This is a genomic window from Acetobacterium wieringae (assembly GCF_023700225.1).
GTDB lineage: Bacteria > Bacillota > Clostridia > Eubacteriales > Eubacteriaceae > Acetobacterium > Acetobacterium wieringae.
Genome location: NZ_CP097897.1, coordinates 1,308,170 through 1,325,570 on the forward strand (window position 1 = coordinate 1,308,170; position 17,401 = coordinate 1,325,570).

Consider the following 17,401-nt stretch of genomic DNA (forward strand, 5'->3'; position numbering starts at 1 on the left):
GTGTTTAAACTAGGTATTAATTTGGATTTTAATGGCCTCCAGACGCTGGAGGCCATTTTTCTATTCGTTTGAATCCATTTAAATTCCAGTCAGTAAAATAAGTGCTGATTACCGCAATAAATGAATATCCAATTGATTATTCGACTATATATATAGTATAATTAGAAAAATTAGCGTTGATCAATTATTTTTAAGGAGGACAAATGACACTTCAGAATAGCATCTCCATGACTCTCTATCTGACATTTGTCATCTATGTGGTTTTGGGCACCTATACTTTAACCCTCAATAAGGACGCCCGGCTGAACCGGGTCTTTGCGGCCTTGTGTTTTTGTTATGCCCTCTGGAGTTTGACCGGAGCTGCCACCAACTCGGCAGCGACAGCTGCCGAAGCGTTGTTCTGGCGGCGTTTCTCGGTACTTGGTTGGGGGGTGGCTTACAGTATTTTTCTGCACGTCATTATTCTTCTTAGAAATGCTCCCTGGAGTCAAGCCGATAAAAAAGGGTTGTTGTTAGCGGTGCTCTATATCCCGGCTTTGATTAATCTTATCGCTTTTTTGATTTATAGCATGCCGGAATATGGTCACATCGCGATGGTTAAAACCGATGGCGGATGGATTTCCACGACAGATGCGCAATGGTTTAATCTGATGTTTCTTTGTTATTATCTCAGTTTTACCTATGTTTCGATGCTGTTACTGGTTCGCTGGTATAAAAAACGAAAGAATTCTGCGGATCGAACCAAAGCCATGCTTCTGATGGTTTCTTTTGGTGGGGCCTTTTTTTTAGGAACTATCACCGATTTTGTGTTGGCCAGCCAGCCAGACCGCTGGATTCCGTCGCTGGCTCCGGTGGAGGTGATTTTTCCAGTGGCGGCAATCTTTTATCTGATCCATAAATATGGAATGATATCAGCCCCAGACAGTCACAATGATGCCCAGCAGGAAGGCATGATTCTGACAGCGTTTAGCCGCTCCAGGCTCTACAAGTACATCAGCTTTGTATTGATTGTCGGCAGTGTCCTGAATTTTTATGGCCGGATCGCCAATGGTGATACCCGGATTACCGGTATGTTTTTAAATTTTTTACTGGTGATGATGGGGGCGGTTGTGATGGCCATTCCCTATTTTCTTACATCCATCACGGCGCAGGAGAATGCCTTAGGTTTGATGGTGGGGTTTATGATGCCTGTGGTGATGCTGCTGCATTTTAATGCAGAATTCAGCAATATTATCTGGCCGGTTCCAATCTTTTTTATGATGCTCACGGTGATTTTCAATAACCGGAATATATTTTTGGGTCTGGGATTCTTAACACTGCTACTGGAACTGATATTCTGGCTACTGCTACCGGATTATGGGATCCTTGTGGATCAGCGGCTCTATTGTTACCGGCTCTTGTTCTACATGATTGGCGTCGGACTGACCGCTATTATTACTCAGATTTATGTGTTACGACTAAAGGAAAACAGCCGACAGGATGCCTTTCAAAAAATGATTGCAAAGCTGTCGGCCGATTTTGTAACCACAAACCGTGATAATTTTGAAGAGAAAGTCAATCAACTGCTTGAGCAGAGCGGTCTTTTTACCGGAACGGATCGGGTTTATCTGGGACGCTTCTCTCCGCCTGACAATATCGTTGTATATTCCCATGAATGGTTAGGCGATGGCATCAAATCTCTGAAGGGTTCGGTTGAACACGCCCAAGGGGAAGAACAGTTATCCTGGAGTGTCAGTCAAATCTTAAAGAATGACATCGTCTATATTCCCAGTGTTGATCGGCTACCAGCTGAAGCGGAGGCAGAGCAGTTGGCGCTTAAACAGCAAAAAGTCCGATCCCGGATTCTGGTACCGATTCAGAGTAATCACCGTATTATCGGGTTACTGGGTTTTGATGTACTGGATGGCCGCAAGGGTCTGAGGGGGATTAATCGGGATTGGTTGCAGCTGTTGGCTAATATTCTCGCTGACGCCATTGCCAAAGTTGATGCTGAGAATGATATGAATTATTTGGCTTACTACGATCCGCTCACCGGTATCCCGAATCGGTCGTTGTTTTTTAGGCGGCTGGAACAGGCTATCGATCTGGCCCGAAAAACCCAAAAGAGCTTGGGCGTAATATTTTTTGATCTGGATGGTTTTAAGGAAATCAACGATACCCTGGGCCATGACTGGGGAGACCAGTTACTATCCCGGATTGGCAAACGCCTGACGGACTGTCTTGGACACGTTGATCTGGTGGGGCGGTTTGGTGGCGATGAATTTTTGATTATGGTTCCGCAGATTTCAAAGCCCAGTGAACTGGAAAGAATGGCTGAGCAGGTGATGTCGATTTTTCATCGGCCGATGCTGGTAGCTGAACAGGAACTGTACCTCTCCGGTAGTGGCGGGATCGCTGTTTATCCTCAGGATGGTGAAACGGTTCATACCCTGATAAAAAATGCCGATCTGGCCATGTACGCCGCTAAAAAAAGCGGCAAGGGTCGGATTGCCTACTGTTCCGGGACGATGAAAGCAGCAGTTTTGGAAAAGATGACACTGACGACCAGTCTTCATCAGGCGCTGGCAAAAGGAGAGCTGTTGTTGCATTATCAACCGCAGATTTGTGCCAGTACCCTGGAAATAAACGGATTTGAAGCGCTGTTGCGGTGGCAGCATCCTGAGCGGGGACTGATTTCCCCGGAGGTGTTTATTCCGCTGGCGGAGCAAAGTGGACTCATTAGCGGTATCGGTGAATGGGTTTTAAAAACCGCCTGTGCTCAGAACAAGTTGTGGCAGGATCAGGGCCACAAGCCAGTGCGGATGGGGGTGAATTTATCGGTGGAGCAGTTTCGCAGTTCCAATCTGGAGCGGATTATTAAGAATTGTCTGGCTGAAACTGGGCTTAAACCCCAATATCTGGAACTGGAAATCACTGAAGGGGTTGCCATGAGAAGCTCCCAGTACGTTATCCGGCAACTGCAAGCCTTAAAAAAGCTGGGCTTGGATCTCAGTATTGATGATTTTGGCACGGCTTTTTCATCGATGAACCGACTCAAGAATCTGCCGGTTGATCGGATTAAGATTGATCGTCAATTTGTCTGGGGAATCGGGGTGAAGCCCCGGGATGAAGTGTTGGTCACGGTCATGATCGATCTGGCCCGGGAATTGGGCTTGGCCGTCACTGCCGAAGGGGTGGAAACAGCCGAACAGCTGGCTTTTCTTCAGGCGCATGGATGTGATGAAATCCAGGGATTTTATTTCTCCAAGCCGGTATCGGCGGCAGCAATTGAAGCAGAAATTTATGCCAGGCAGTTTGCCGGGATAAACTAACGGTAAGCGATGGGGCGAGTAGGCTCGTTTGTCAGGAAGTGCGGCTGGCGCAAGAAAAATTTGCGTAAACGGCTAGCCAGGCCCGGTTGCAAGTACATAAAAAAGAGCGTAAGGGGATAAAATGCAGCAAACCCAAATTTCTATTTTATTCTATTTGATATTTATTCTATATAGCTGCCTGGGATTTTTCTGTTTGTTTCTCAACAAAAAAGAACAGCTCAATCAGGTTTTTTTCTGGTTATGCATGAGCTATGCGGTATGGGCCTTTGGCTTTGCCATTTCAAATACCCTAAGTGATGTCCAGAGTGTGCTGATCTGGCGGCGGATTGCGGCCCTGGGCTGGGGTGTTGCCTTTAGTGTGATGCTCCATTTTATGTTGATTTTAACCGAACACCAGCAGTGGTTGGGTAATCTTAAGATTCGAATTGCCATTTATCTGCCAGCAGTGATCACGATTGCAGTTTTTGCCCTGTTTCCCCAGCTGGCTGATGCCCAGTACAATCTGGTTCAAACCCCAATGGGATGGGGAAATATTCCTGTCAACAATTTCTGGGATATCTTTTACAATCTTTATTACCTGAGTTTTTCGTTGCTGACGCTGGGACTTTTGTTTCAGTGGTACCGGAGCACTCCAGACCGCCGAAAACAACAACAGGCCTTCTGGCTATTACTGGCCTTTGCCATTGCGATTGCTTTGGGTACGCTCACCGAAATGATGGCAAACAACCTGCTGGCTTACCCGATTCCCTCGGTGGCACCGATTATTATACTGATTCCGGTGACGGCCTTTACCTTTGATATCAAGAAGTATAAACTGATGGTTCCCGAAAATTCAGACAAAAAAATAGAGTTCAGTGAAATTCTCAGCGATGACACCCATCGGGGCCTGTTTCGATCAATAGCGATGATTTTTGTGGTGATCAGCGTGATCAGTTTTGGAAATGCTTGTTTCTACCCAGTCCAATTATGGCGCTTGATGGTGATCAGCACCATCAATCTGCTTTTGGGTCTGGGGATTTACAGCCTGCCTTTTTCGGGACTGTCAATTGCCAATCAGGATCGGATGATCACGGCGTTGATGGCGGTGGCCATTCCGCTGTCACTTTTTCGCCCCGGTACCTATCTGACCAATGTAGTGTGGGCAGTGCCTCTGATTTTTTTATCAGTAACCATCGTTTTTAAACAAAAGAGAATGTTTATACTGTTGGCGACCGTGACCGTTATTAGTGGTCTGGTGATCGTCTTATGGAAACCGGATCAATGGGTCAATGTGGGCACCCGGGAATACCTGGCCAGACTTTTTATCTGCCTGGTGGCAATTCTCTTGGCGGGTTATACCAATCGCATTTATATTGCCAGACTGACCGAGAATAACCGCCAGATCAGTTTTCAAAAGATGATCTCCCAGGTCACGACTCAATTTGTGTCGGTGTCTGCCAGCAACTTTGACGAGAAGGTCCAGTATTTATTAAAAACCAGTGGTGAAATTATGAATGCCGACCGGGTTTTTGTGGGACGTTTTTTTCAGGATTCGGGTGAACTGCGCTGCACCAATGAGTGGCTGGCCGAGCCCTACTTTCCGTCGGTGAATCTTAACGAAGATATCCGGCAGACTAAGTTCCCCTGGTTTACCAAAACAATTTTTAATAATCAATTGGTTTATCTGCGATCCTGCGATGAACTACCGGCTGAAGCCCAACCGGAAAAAGCGATGATGGTGCAGCAGGGAATCACCGCAATGCTACTGATTCCGATTCAGAGCCGGGAAACAATCATTGGCTTTCTGGGCTTTGACAAAATCGGAAAAGCCAAAGTGCCAGCGCTGACGGATCCGGAATTGTTGCGCGTCTTGGCGAATACGCTGGCTGATGCCATCGGTAAGGTTGAGAATGAAAACGAAATTCACTGCCGGGCTTATTATGATACGCTGACGGGTTTACCCAATCGGGTGTTTTTTCATGAACAACTGGAAAAATCAATGGCTGCTATGAAGTCAAACGGTAGTCAGCTGGGTGTTATTTTTGTGGATCTTGACGGATTCAAGGAAGTCAATGATACCATGGGGCATGACTGGGGCGATCACCTACTTAACCATATCGGCCAACGGTTGTCAGACAATATGCGTAAAGGCGATTCTCTGGCCCGGTTTGGCGGAGATGAATTTTTGATCATGGTTTCACAGCTGAATCATAAGAATGAGCTGCTTGATGTGGCAAGGCAACTGATGGCAGTTTTTAAAGAGCCCGTGTGTCTGGGGGAGCAGGAGTTTTATATTTCGGCAAGTGGCGGAATCGCTGTCTTTCCAGAAGATGGGGAGACGGTTTCGGCACTGATCAAACATGCCGATTTGGCTATGTATGATGCCAAAAAAAATGGCAAGGGACAAGTAGTGTTTTGTTCTGAGGAGATGAAAAATTGTATCCGGGAAAAAATGATCTTGACCAACAGTCTCCATCGGGCTCTGGAGCGGCAGCAACTAGCGCTTTACTATCAGCCCAAATTTGATGTAAGCAGCCAAACGATGGTTGGCTATGAGGCTCTGCTACGGTGGCAACATCCGGAACTGGGAATGATTCTTCCGGGGGTATTTATTCCGATTGCCGAGCAAAAAGGGTTGATGAGTGAAATTGGCCAATGGGTATTTAAGACTGCCTGCGCCCAAAACAAAGCCTGGCAGGCGCAGGGATTTAGGCCATTGCCGGTAGCGGTCAATCTGTCGGCGGCGCAATTTGACAATGATCTGACTGCTATTGTTGAGAAATGCCTGACCGAAACCGGCCTGGCTGGCCAATATCTGGAGCTGGAAATCACCGAGACCATCGCCATGGCCGAATCTTGTGGGGTGATTCTGACCCTCCACCAGCTTAAGGCACTGGGGTTGGGCATTAGCATTGATGATTTTGGTACCGAGTTTTCGTCCTTGAGCCGCTTAAACGACCTACCGGTGGATCGCATCAAAATCGATGGTTCCTTCATCTGGGGCATTGGAATCAATCCCAAGGATGAATCGATTATTTCAGTGATGATCCATCTGGCCCAGAAGTTGGGGCTTCAGGTGGTAGCCGAAGGTGTGGAAAGCCAGGCACAGCTGGCTTTTCTAAAAGAAAAAGGCTGTCATGAGGCTCAGGGCTATTACTGGGGCGAACCGATGACTGCAGCTGACTTTGAGAAGCAGCTGAGCCGAGTACATTAAGCTATAAAGCGACCTCCACTGATGTGGAGGTCGTTGGTGTTTTAGGGGACCAGAGTGAAGTCTTGTTTCCGCAATCTGGAGTGTTGCTTGAATCTTATTTTTGGGGGTATCAATGATAACGTATCAACATAATTTTTGTTATAATCTAATTGCTTAGATGCGTACCTAAGGAAAGAAAATAATCAGAAGGAGACGGACACTACATGGAATTCATTAAAAATTTAGGCGAATTGCTTAAGACCCGCAGCGACTTTTTTATTGAACTGCTGCTCCAGCATCTGGTGCTGAGTCTGATTGCGATTGTGATTATTACGGTAGTGGGGGTGACCACCGGGGTTCTGATTGCCAAATCACAAAAAGCGGCTAGCGTGGTGATTGGCCTGACTAACGTGCTTTATACCATTCCCTCTATTGCCATGTTCGGTTTTTTTGTCTCAATCACCGGCATCGGCAATACCACAGCGATCATCGCCCTGGTGATTTACGGGCTGCTGCCAGTAATCCGCAATACCTATGTGGGGCTCACTGAAGTAGATGATCAGATTCTTGAGGCGGCAGGTGGGAATGGGCAGCACCCCTGGCAGTTGCTGTCAAAGATTCAATTTCCCCTGGCCTTACCGGTGATTATCGCTGGGATCCGCAACATGGTGGTGATGACCATCGCTCTGGCCGGGATTGCTTCCTTTATCGGTGCCGGGGGCCTGGGGGTGGCGATCTGGCGGGGGATTACCACGAATTTTGATGAAATGACGGTGGCTGGCAGTCTGCTGGTAGCTCTTTTGGCCTTTGTAGCTGATGGCATATTGGGAATAATTGAAAAAAGATTATTAAGGAGGACAAAATGAAAAAGTGGATGGGTTTAGTATTACTCGTCATGCTGGTATTGTTAGCAGCCGGTTGTCAAAATCAGGAAAAGAAAGTAGTTATTGCGTCAAAACCGATGGCGGAAAGCTATATCATTGCTGAAATGATGGGCCAGCTGATCGAAGCCAATTCTGATATTAAGGTGGAATATAAAATGGGCATTGGCGGCGGAACCTCCAATATTCAACCGGCCATGGAAGCTGGCGAAATCGATATGTACCCGGAATATACCGGCACCGGCTGGCTGTTTGTGTTAAAAAATGAGCTGGTGACCGATCCGGAAACCCTGTATGAAGGGGTTAAGAGCCAGTATCAGGAAAAATATAATTTTGCCTGGCTGGATCGCTACGGTTTTAATGACACCTACGCCCTGGCCATGGATAAAAGCAAAGCTGATAGCATGGGGATTAATACCTTCTCGGATCTGGCGGCCCAGAGCAATAACCTGAGCCTGGGAGCGGAGTATGATTTTTACGAACGCGAAGACGGTTATCCCGGACTGGTTACGGCCTATGGTTTTAATTTCAAGGAAACCAAAGAACTGGATATCGGTCTGAAATACAAGGCCATCGGCGAGGGTCAGGTGGATGTGATCAATAACTTTTCCACCGACGGACTGCTGGCCGAATATGACTTAAAGGTGCTAAAAGATGATAAGGGCTTCTTCCCGGCCTACGAAGCCGCCACCGTGATCCGCCAGGAAACCCTGGACAAGTACCCGGAACTGGAAGGGATTCTTAATAAGCTGGCAGGACAGATCAGTGACGAGGAAATGCAGCAGATGAATTATTATGTGGAAAAAGAGAACCGCGATGCCGGCGACGTTGCCGCTGAATTCCTGAAAGCCAAGGGCTTGTTATAAACCGATGATCGAGTTTCGTGATGTCAGCCAGCAGTATCAAGCCGGGAAACCAATTATCCGGCATTTGAGCCTGACCGTTTCACAAGGCGAGTTTGTGGTGCTGATCGGCCCTTCCGGCTGCGGCAAAACGACCCTGTTAAAGATGATGAACGGCCTGATCAAGCCCGACAGCGGGGAAATCCGGATTAAGGGAAAAGAGCTCAAAGCGTGGGATCCGATAACCCTGAAGCGGAACATCGGTTATGTCATTCAGCAGGTGGGGCTGTTTCCCCATCTGACCATTGAAAAAAATATTGCCTATGCCCTGGATATTCAAAAGGTCAGCGAAACGGTAAAAAGGGAACGGGCCCGGGAGCTGATTAAGCTGGTCGGCCTGGAAGAAGATTATCTGCCCAAATACCCCAAGGAATTAAGCGGCGACCAGAAACAGCGGGTCGGCATTGCCCGGGCTCTGGCGGCCGATCCGGAGATTATTTTGATGGACGAGCCACTGGGTGCTGTGGATCAGATTAATCGGGGGGGGCTCCAGGATGAAATCATCCGGATTTATCAAACCCTGAATAAAACCATCGTCTTTGTCACCCACGACATTGAGGAAGCCATCAAGCTGGGGACTAAAATTGTAGTAATGAATCAGGGCGAAATCATGGAAATGGGTTCCCGGGATGCCATTGTCTTTCACAGCAAGAGCCATTTTGCCGATGATTTTATCGGTAACAAGGGCTTTCTATCCTATTTGAATATTGTCAAAATCGCTCAGGTGGTTTGTCCCTTTAACGGCAATGTCTCCGAAAAGGAGATAACCCTGTGGGTCAGCGCCGCTGATCCGCTGATTGTCGGGATCCGGATCTGTCTGGAAAACGGCGTCAATCAGATTGGCGTCCGGGATGGCGCCGGCCAAGTCGTGGGCGCCTTTGACCTGGGCTGTTTGTCGCGGCTGAAGTTTTAAAAAGGGCGTCAGCGCTTAGTGGCACCATGGCGTGGGAAATAAATTAATAATGGCGATGCTTCCGGTTATTTAAAGGAAGCATCGCCACTACTGGTTTAGGAATGAATTTTTTTAGGGGAAACCGGTCTGGTTTCGGGCAGTGTGATTTCACCGGCTTTGATCAGGGCATATTTGGCGGCAATCGGGCCGACCACCGAATAGATAAAGGTGGAACATAAAATAACGACCTGAATCTGTTCGGCATAAAGCGGCACAACCTTGGCGGCTACGACCACCAGTCCTAAAGCGACGCCAGCCTGGGGCATCAGGGTTGGTCCCATATATTTGCAGATATTTTCGTCCTGATGGGTGATTTTTCCGCCAAACCAGGCCCCGGCCATTTTGCCGATAACCCGGACGACCACATAGATGATCCCGATCAGTCCAATTGCGGGTAAGGCGGAAATCTGAAAGCCAGCCCCGGAGATGACAAAAAAGACCATAAAAATTGGTGGGGTAAAGGCATCGATGGTTTTCATCAGGGCATCAATATGATCGCGGTAAATGTTGACCAGGACACCGCCCAGGGCCATACAAGCCAGCAATGGGGAACCGTGAAGCAAATCAGCGACCCAGTAGGTCAGCAGAATCATCGCGATGACAATACAAATCTGATTGGAGGGTTTCTTGAAAAACCGAAAAAACAGCTTCATAACGATTCCGGCGACGGCACCCAGGATAAATGAAATCAGGATCTCATAAAAGGGGGCCAGAATCGAGAGGAGCAGATTGGTTTCGACCGCTGAATTCATGGCATTGACAATGGTTGCGGCAAAACCAAAGGTGATCAGAGCAATCGCATCATCAATCGCGACGACGCTCATCAGCATCGAAGTCAGCGGGCCTTTGGCATCATATTGCTTGATCACCATAATGGTCTGGGCCGGGGCGGTGGCGGCGGCAATGGCCCCCAGCATGATCGCAAGCTTGGGATCAAAACCGAAAAGCATCAGTACCAGGGTGACCAGAATTACCGCCATCAGGGCTTCCGCCGTGGCAATCACAACCGGAGCAATCCCGACCTTTTTAAAATAGTTGAGGTCAAACTGGCTGCCAATTGAAAAGGCGACAAAACCCAGGGCAATATCCGAGATCACCACAAAACCGCTGACCATATCCATCGAGATGAGATTGAGAAACGAAGGGCCCAAAATAAGTCCGGCAAACAGGTATCCGGTGACATTGGGCATTTTGAATTGTTTGGCCAATCGTCCCAGCAGAATTCCGGCTAACAGCATGATTGCAATTTCGATGATGATTTTAGTTTCCAATTGAACACAGACCTTTCGCGAAGTCGACGGGGATGGTAAAGACAATCCCTGAATCCGGTTCATCCAGATTGGCGACCGTGGCTTCAATCACGTCGATAACCTGGCCTATTTTTTCGTCCTCGAGAATCACAAAAATAACATTGCCTTGGGCCACATCCGGATTGAGAAAGGATCTTAACGAACCGAGAATCGGGATTTCATCGGCATCGTGGAGATGACTGAGGTGTCGGGCCATGCCCCGGCTTTCCAGCACTGTGGCTCCGCATATTTGTTTGGACGCCAAGGCTGCCAGCAGTGGATCCAGTTTATCCGGCTGGCTTAAGACATATACAAATAACTTCATTGATTTCCTCCTGTACTGACTGTGGATTAAAATTTGTCGTATCAACAGTATAGCACTTCAGCATAGCTAAATCAAAAGAGATTGATGCGGAGACTGGTACTTTGGTTCAGGCAAAATTGTCGGTTAGACTAAAATTTGCCCCAGAAAGTTCTGCAGTCGTTCGTTTTCCGGGCGATCAAAAATATCTTCCGGGGTACCTTCTTCAGCAATTAGACCTTCATGAATAAAGATGACCCGATCCGCCACCTCTTTGGCAAAGCCCATTTCATGGGTCACAATAATCATCGTTCGGCCTTCTTTAGCAAGGTCATTCATGACGCCCAGGACCTCGCCAACCAGCTCCGGATCGAGGGCCGAGGTCGGTTCGTCAAAAAGAATCACCTTGGGTTCCATCGCCAGCGAGCGGGCAATGGCCACCCGCTGCTGCTGTCCACCGGAGAGCATGGCCGGGTATTCGTTGGCCTTATCCAACAGGTTGACCTTTTCAAGCAATGTCATGGCCAGCTCCCGGGCTTTCTTCCGATCCATTTTTTTAACCGTAATGGGACCTTCCATCACATTTTGCAGCACCGTCATATGGGGAAAAAGGTTAAAGCGCTGAAAAACCATGCCCACCTTCTGGCGGATTTCGTTGATCTCTTTGGCCGTTACCATTTGCCCATCAATAAAAATTTCACCCTCGTTTTTTTCTTCCAGGAAATTGATACAGCGCAGCAGGGTGCTTTTTCCCGATCCACTGGAACCAATCAGACAGACGACCTCACTTTCGGAAACGGTTAAATCAATACCCCGGAGTACTTCCAGTTCACCAAAATATTTGTGTAAGTTTTTAATTTCAATCATGCTCATTGTTTACCTCTCATTCACTTTTAACTTTAATTCGACCTGACTGAGAACTTTGGTCAGTCCCATGGTAATAATCAGGTAGTACACTCCGGCGGTGAAATAAATCGGGAAGACATTAAAGGTGGCGGCGCTAAACTGACGGGCCAACAGCATTGTTTCGGTGATCGTGATCACACTGGCAAGGGAAGAGTCCTTGACGGCAATGATAAACTGATTTCCCAAAGCCGGGACTGATCGCTTAAACGCCTGGGGTAGCACCACCCGTTTCATGGCCTGCCATTTGGTCATTCCCAGCGAGCGGGCGGCTTCCCGCTGGCCGTAGTCGATGGATTCGATGGAACCCCGGAAGATTTCACTGATATAGGCGCCGTTGTGCAGGGCCAGAGCAATGATTGCTGATGGGAAAGCGTCAATCATAATACCCAGGCTGGGGAGTCCATAAAAGATAAAATACAGCTGCAGCAATAGGGGGGTTCCCCGGACGATGGTGATATAGACGTCCATGGTTTTTTTTAACCACTTATATTTGGTCAGTTTTAATACGGCCACCACCAGACCGATAATCATCCCCAGAATGATGGAAAAGAACGCCAGTTGCAGGGTTAAGATGACACCGGGGATAAACTTCGGCGCAAACTCCACCACGGTTTTAAAAAATTCAATACTATTGTTGATGACAGCATCCATGGGATACCTCCTTTTTTTGAATGAGTAGAAATTAGAATAACCATAAAATGATGACATCCGTGTCGTCTCGATAAAAAGACACGGATGTCACAGTTTTAGATTTTTTTCATTCAGATCCACCCGGATCCGAGTTTAAAGGGGTTCAGGCAGTTCGGTTAAAATCCGGACTGCCTGAATGCATAACGGTTATTTTTCGAGAATATTGATGCCAAACCAGCGGTTGCTGATTTCGGCGTAGGTGCCATCAGCAATGATCGCCTCCAAAGCCTTGTTGACGGCTTCCAGCAGCTCCTTATCATCCTGACGGATCGCGATGGCGATATTTTCGGTATACAGCAGATCACCGACGGGTTCAATGGCAACGCCATAATCAATCGGGGCTCGGGCGCCAACGACCTTGCTGGTCACCAGCCCATCAGAACGGCCCTGATCGACACTTTTGAAATTATCGACGTCACTCTGGAATTGAAGAATTTCGGCAATATTTGTCATGCCATCCAGGTATTCATGAAAGGTGGTACCGGTAACGACGCCAACCTTACCATTTTCCAGTTCATTGATGCTATTTAATCCCGAACCGGCTTTGGCAAAAAACTGTGCCCCGTCATAGTAGTAGGGATCGGTGAAACTAACCTGTTTCAGACGTTCCTCTGTCACCGCCATACTGCCGATGATCATATCAAAACGATTACCGGTCAGACCGCCGATGATACCGTCCCATTCGACGGTAATGGGCTTGGCCGTAACCCCCATTTTTTCGGCGATGGCAGCAGCAATTTCAATATCAAATCCGGCCAGTTCACCATTTTCATTGATATAGTTAAACGGGGGATAAGCTCCGGTCATAGCAAAGGTCATCTCACCTTTTTCGATAATCTTTGAATAGGTGGTTTCGTCAGCAGATGCTCCGGAACAGCCACTTAAAATACCGACCAACAGCACCCCTAAAATCATCATCATTAACTTTTTCATTTCTTCCTCCTGAATAAAATTAGTAAATTTATATAAACTTGATTTAATCCTTTCTCGATTGAGTGATTAAAATCAAGGAAAAGCAATAGCTACCGAGTTCGTCGAGAAATCCAAAATTTTAAAGGAAAAATTTATAAAAAAAAGGGCACTCCAACTCTGTAAATACAGAGTTAGAGTGCCCTAGCTTCGCTATAAAAAATAACTCACAATATACCATTTGTGACAAAAATGTCCAATAGTATAGTGTATGACCTCTCGATCCTACACAAGCCCCAGTTCCATAAAATGTTTTTCTGTACAGGTTTCATTTATTAAGCTCCCAGCTTACACATTTCCACGTTTCTCAACACGTAAACAAGCTCACCAGGAAAACTACTCAAAGTACATACTTCACAACTTTATTGGACATATTATATCAAAGCTATATCATTATGTCAACCTAAAATCATTTTCATATTAAAAGCCAAGAATGATTGTTTGTTTTTTGGTGTTTTTTATAATTAATCAATGGTATTTTTACTGCCCACCCGGACAAACGATAAAATCCCGACAACAATGAACCCGAGCCCGCCGATGATCCCCACCGGCAGCGGCCCGATAAAGGGACTGGGGGTGCCCAGGGCAAAAAAGAGGGAGATCCCGGCCATACCATTTAAAGAGCCATGAGCGATGGCAGCGGGCAGAAAGCTCTTGGTGCGGATCGCCAGCAATGAGAAAAAGGCGCCCACTACCACACAGAAGATCACCATCGCCACAATCCCGCCCCAGGGCGCAGTGGGATAGCCGGTGCCGTAATTATGCCCCATGGCAATAATCGGGGCATGCCACAGACCCCAGATCACTCCGGAAATAACGATCGAAACCCGGGGGCTGTAGTGTTCCATCAGCTTGGGCAGCAGATAACCCCGCCAGCCGATTTCTTCACCGGAGGTGGTGATGATATTAAGCAACGGGCTGAGAAAAATCCCCAAGAGCAGCTGAGAAATAAAGATGGCTGTCATGCTTCCATCGGGCAGCGTGATGCCCTGGGCGGCATATTGAGCAGTAATCTGGCTCATGGAGGGGTCGAACTGGGCCGGAAAGATCAAAAAATAGAGGATCGCCCCGAAAATAATCAGTAGCGCCGGACCAAACCAGGCAGCCAGATAATAGCGGACATTGCCTTTAAAATGGGGCTTAAGTCCAAAATCCTGAAAGCCTTCCCGGGTAATCAGCCGGGTGGCCACCACCCCCAGAGCGGGCATCAGCATCACGGCTGACAGCACCGCAATGGCGTAGCTGTTTCCCAGCCCGCCATTGGCCATTAAGGCAAATTCCAGGGCCCAGGTCAGTAAGAAAGTGATGCCTAAAAAAATTCCAATTCGTTTCATTGTTTGTCTCCTTCATCAATTAAATGTGCTTCCAATTTTTTGATCAGATCCACAAAGCGGCGATCCTCTTTGAGAAAATCAAACAGGGGATTGGCCACCAGGCCGTCGAGCATGCTTTGTTTAATGACGTCTTCGCTGCGGGGCGGGCCGACGCCCAGATCAAAGGTCTCAAACCAGGGCTGGATGGTGTCAAAATAGTCATCACCGTGAAGGGCGTAGGGAAAAAAGTCAGAAACGCAGACCTCGGTATAATCCGCCAGAAAGGCCAGGGTGGTGTCAGCGTCCTGATGAATGGCATAGACCTGAGCGGCGGCGTGATAAACCTGCGCCATGGTATTGGGATGCAGGGCATCGAGATCATAAAGCTTGGCGACCCCCAGGGTGCGGGCCAGAATCGTTTCGACCTGGTCAAGATCACTGGCATTTAGTATCAGATAGGCGGAAGCCGTCGAAACCAGAAACAGCAGATGCTGGTAGCTGCTGATCTGCAGAACCTGCCGGGCCTTATCGGGGTTGCTGGCCATCTGATAGGCCTGAGCCAGCATTTCGGTATCGGTGGGGAAGGGCCGGACATCTTCGCCCAGCAGATCCATCACCTGAGCCGGTTGACCCAGCATCAGATAGCAGGTGCCTTCAATGGAGATCGCATCCCGGGTGAGCGTCCGGTCATCGCCTTCGGCTCTGATCCGCTGACAGAGCGTGACGGCCTGATCCAGAATCGTCCTGGCGCTTTCCGGATCGGCGGCCAGCATATGATGATTGGCCAGCAGCACGGCCATTTGCAACAGCAGCGGAAAACAGGAATAGTATTTCTTAATGATGAGCTGGCATTCGGCCAGAACCTCAGCAAAGGGTTTGCTGGCAAAGTCATCGGCCAGCCGATGATAAAGGGCCTTGATCGCTGCCGGGGTCAGCTGGGGGGAATAACCCATCAGTTCATCGATGGAAATATTAAAATAGGCGCTAAGATGGGGCAGTAAGGTTATATCCGGGTAGCTTAGCCCGGTTTCCCATTTGGATACCGAGGCCTTGGACACTCCCAGATAATGAGCCAGATCTTCCTGGGTCAGGCCCTTTTCCCGGCGTTTGGTTACGATCGTTTTGCCAATATTCAGTTCTTTCATTTCATCACCTCAACCTGATTATAGGATTTTTCAAGAAAAAGCACAATGGATTTGCAGTTGATTTTGGTTGAATAAATCAACTAACAGGTGATTTAACCAAGCTTAATCGTAAAAAATAATAAGATCTGATATTTGCGTTTTTAAACCCGTTAAATATGGGTATAAAAAATACATCGTATCATTTGAATGATAAAAGCAGCGTAAAGAAAAGGAGAAAGACAATGGTTGAGCAGATATTTAAACTGACAGGCGGCAATGACAAGGTCGTTGAAAAGGTGATTCTCGATGAAAACCTTCATTATATGCATGTGATTATTAATCAGAGTGACGGTTTCCCCGAACACTTTACCAATGCGGTGGTCTATATGACAGTGGTCCGGGGGATTGTCTCGCTGCAGCTCGATGATCAGGATTATTATGCCTATCCGGCGGGGACGGTATTAAAAATTCCCGGTAATACCAAAATGGTGCTGAATAACTTTAACCCGGAAACCCTGGAACTGATTCTGATCAAGGCGCCACCACCAGCTGAGTTGCCAGAGTAACGAAAGAAATAAGATTGCAATGAAGATATACCAAAAATTACGCAGAAACTAGGTGACAGAAATGAAGATAGTTGTTTTGGATGGATATGCCCTGAATCCCGGCGATCTCAGTTGGGAGAGTCTGGAAAAATTGGGAATGGTGATGGTTTATGACCGTACCGCCGAAGCCGAGGTGGCAAAACGGATTGGCGATGCCGAGATGGTTCTGACCAATAAAACCCCGATCACCTGCGAAACCCTGAACCGCTGCCCAAAGCTTAATTACATTGGGGTGCTGGCGACCGGCTATAACATCGTGGATGTGGCAGCGGCCAGTGAGCGGGGGATTACCGTTACCAATATTCCTAGCTATGGCACCAATGCAGTGTCCCAGTTTGCCATTGCCCTGCTGATGGAATTATGTCACCGGATTGGTGATCATGCTCATTCGGTGCTGGCCGGGGATTGGGCCAATAACCAGGACTGGTGTTACTGGAACTATCCGTTGATTGAACTCAGCGGAAAAACCATGGGGATCATCGGCTTTGGAAAAATCGGTCAGCGCACTGGTCACATTGCTCAGGCCCTGGGGATGAAGGTACTGGCCTATGATGTGATGAAATACCCGGAGTTGGAATCAGAGACCTGCCACTATGTGAGTCTCGATGAATTGTATCAGGAAGCTGATGTGATTGTGCTGCACGTGCCACTTTTTTCATACACCCGGGAGATGATCAATGCCGAAAGTATCCGCAAGATGAAGGATGGGGTGCTGATTATTAACAACTCCCGGGGCCAGCTGATTGCTGAAGCGGATCTTCGGGATGCCCTTAACAGCGGCAAGGTCGGCGGGGCAGCGGTGGATGTGGTCTCCACTGAGCCCATCAAACTGACCAACCCGCTGCTGCAGGCCAAAAACATCATTATTACGCCCCATATTTCCTGGGCTCCCCGGGAAAGCCGGCAGCGGCTATTAGACATTGCCGTTGACAATTTGCTTTGCTACTTAAAAGGTGAGCAGCGCAATGTGGTGAGCGGTTGATAAA

14 protein-coding genes are annotated in these 17,401 nt (G+C 47.9%); 7 read left to right on the forward strand and 7 right to left on the reverse strand.

Annotated features, from left to right (window positions below; all coding sequences use genetic code 11):
- Positions 1-203 precede the first annotated feature (203 nt).
- From CHL1_RS06315 to CHL1_RS06335, 5 genes are all read left to right on the forward strand, one after another.
- Positions 204-3,311: an EAL domain-containing protein gene (locus tag CHL1_RS06315; RefSeq protein ID WP_250935381.1), complete on the forward strand. Its 3,108-nt coding sequence runs from the start codon at positions 204-206 to the stop codon at positions 3,309-3,311.
- Between the two features lie 121 nt (positions 3,312-3,432).
- On the forward strand, positions 3,433-6,504 hold the full coding sequence (locus tag CHL1_RS06320; RefSeq protein ID WP_250935383.1) for an EAL domain-containing protein: 3,072 nt from the start codon (positions 3,433-3,435) through the stop codon (positions 6,502-6,504).
- Positions 6,505-6,707: 203 nt separating this feature from the next.
- Positions 6,708-7,349, forward strand: coding sequence for an ABC transporter permease (locus CHL1_RS06325; protein ID WP_250935385.1), 642 nt, complete (start codon positions 6,708-6,710; stop codon positions 7,347-7,349).
- Positions 7,346-8,230 carry a glycine betaine ABC transporter substrate-binding protein gene (locus tag CHL1_RS06330; RefSeq protein ID WP_250935387.1) on the forward strand — a complete coding sequence of 295 codons (885 nt, stop codon included), beginning with the start codon at positions 7,346-7,348 and terminating at the stop codon, positions 8,228-8,230. The genes CHL1_RS06325 and CHL1_RS06330 overlap by 4 nt, the downstream gene beginning before the upstream one ends.
- A 4-nt stretch (positions 8,231-8,234) precedes the next feature.
- Positions 8,235-9,179, forward strand: a complete 945-nt coding sequence (locus tag CHL1_RS06335; protein ID WP_250935389.1) for an ABC transporter ATP-binding protein — start codon at positions 8,235-8,237, stop codon at positions 9,177-9,179.
- A gap of 95 nt (positions 9,180-9,274) precedes the next feature.
- On the opposite strand, the gene CHL1_RS06340 is transcribed toward CHL1_RS06335, so the two are convergent.
- The 7 genes from CHL1_RS06340 to CHL1_RS06370 all read right to left on the reverse strand — a co-directional run bounded on the left by CHL1_RS06340 (position 9,275) and on the right by CHL1_RS06370 (position 15,831).
- Entirely contained in the window at positions 9,275-10,489 is a 1,215-nt protein-coding gene (locus CHL1_RS06340) for a cation:proton antiporter (protein WP_242871609.1), read from the reverse strand.
- A complete protein-coding gene (locus CHL1_RS06345) occupies positions 10,479-10,832 on the reverse strand; it encodes a P-II family nitrogen regulator (protein WP_070371315.1) in 354 nt (117 codons plus the stop codon). Before CHL1_RS06345 ends, CHL1_RS06340 begins: the two co-directional genes overlap by 11 nt.
- A gap of 123 nt (positions 10,833-10,955) precedes the next feature.
- The gene (locus tag CHL1_RS06350; protein ID WP_148637862.1) at positions 10,956-11,675 is read right to left on the reverse strand and encodes an amino acid ABC transporter ATP-binding protein; all 720 of its coding nucleotides are present in this window, start codon (positions 11,673-11,675) and stop codon (positions 10,956-10,958) included.
- A gap of 9 nt (positions 11,676-11,684) precedes the next feature.
- Entirely contained in the window at positions 11,685-12,365 is a 681-nt protein-coding gene (locus CHL1_RS06355) for an amino acid ABC transporter permease (RefSeq protein WP_070371316.1), read from the reverse strand.
- A gap of 186 nt (positions 12,366-12,551) precedes the next feature.
- The gene (locus CHL1_RS06360; RefSeq protein WP_250935391.1) at positions 12,552-13,337 is read right to left on the reverse strand and encodes an ABC transporter substrate-binding protein; all 786 of its coding nucleotides are present in this window, start codon (positions 13,335-13,337) and stop codon (positions 12,552-12,554) included.
- Positions 13,338-13,837: 500 nt separating this feature from the next.
- Positions 13,838-14,707, reverse strand: a complete 870-nt coding sequence (locus CHL1_RS06365; protein WP_070371318.1) for a CPBP family intramembrane glutamic endopeptidase — start codon at positions 14,705-14,707, stop codon at positions 13,838-13,840.
- Entirely contained in the window at positions 14,704-15,831 is a 1,128-nt protein-coding gene (locus CHL1_RS06370) for a helix-turn-helix domain-containing protein (protein WP_250935393.1), read from the reverse strand. Before CHL1_RS06370 ends, CHL1_RS06365 begins: the two co-directional genes overlap by 4 nt.
- A 221-nt stretch (positions 15,832-16,052) precedes the next feature.
- Between CHL1_RS06370 and CHL1_RS06375 the strand changes: the two genes are divergently transcribed.
- Positions 16,053-16,376 carry a cupin domain-containing protein gene (locus CHL1_RS06375; RefSeq protein WP_228880596.1) on the forward strand — a complete coding sequence of 108 codons (324 nt, stop codon included), beginning with the start codon at positions 16,053-16,055 and terminating at the stop codon, positions 16,374-16,376.
- Positions 16,377-16,437: 61 nt separating this feature from the next.
- The gene (locus CHL1_RS06380) at positions 16,438-17,397 is read left to right on the forward strand and encodes a D-2-hydroxyacid dehydrogenase (RefSeq protein ID WP_250935395.1); all 960 of its coding nucleotides are present in this window, start codon (positions 16,438-16,440) and stop codon (positions 17,395-17,397) included.
- Positions 17,398-17,401 lie beyond the last annotated feature (4 nt).